This is a genomic window from Burkholderia sp. AW49-1, assembly GCF_053427845.1.
Window position 1 is genome coordinate 1 of record NZ_JBSAXF010000103.1, and the last position, 536, is coordinate 536.

The window sequence follows — 536 nt, forward strand, 5'->3', positions numbered from 1 at the left end:
CCGTCGCCGGCGAGGTACAGCCGGCCGCCGAGTTCTTCCGGGTAGTAACTCTTCTTGAAACGCTCCGGGTCGCCCCAGATCGTGCGGATCATCGCCGGCCACGGACGCTTGACGACGAGAATGCCGCCTTGCCCGTTCGGTACGTCCTGCCCCGTCTCGTCGACCACCGCGGCCATGATGCCCGGCAGCGGCAGCGTGCACGAACCCGGCACCGTCGGCGTCGCGCCCGGCAGCGGCGTGATCATGTGGCCGCCGGTTTCGGTCTGCCACCACGTGTCGACGATCGGGCAGCGTTCCTGGCCGACGTGCTTGTGGTACCACATCCACGCTTCCGGATTGATCGGTTCGCCAACCGTGCCGATGATGCGCAGGCTCGACAGGTCGTAACTCTTCGGATGGACCTTGTCGTCGGCCTCGGCGGCCTTGATCAGCGAGCGGATCGCGGTCGGCGCGGTGTAGAACACCGTGACCTTGTGATCGGCGATCATCTTCCAGAAGCGGCCGGCGTCCGGCCAGGTCGGCACGCCTTCGAACAC

General features: G+C 66.8%; 1 protein-coding gene. It reads right to left on the reverse strand.

Going from position 1 to position 536, the window contains the following annotated elements; all coding sequences use genetic code 11:
* Positions 1-536, reverse strand: a 536-nt coding sequence (locus ACV22W_RS33590; RefSeq protein WP_448023836.1) for an AMP-binding protein, incomplete at both ends; no start/stop codon positions are given.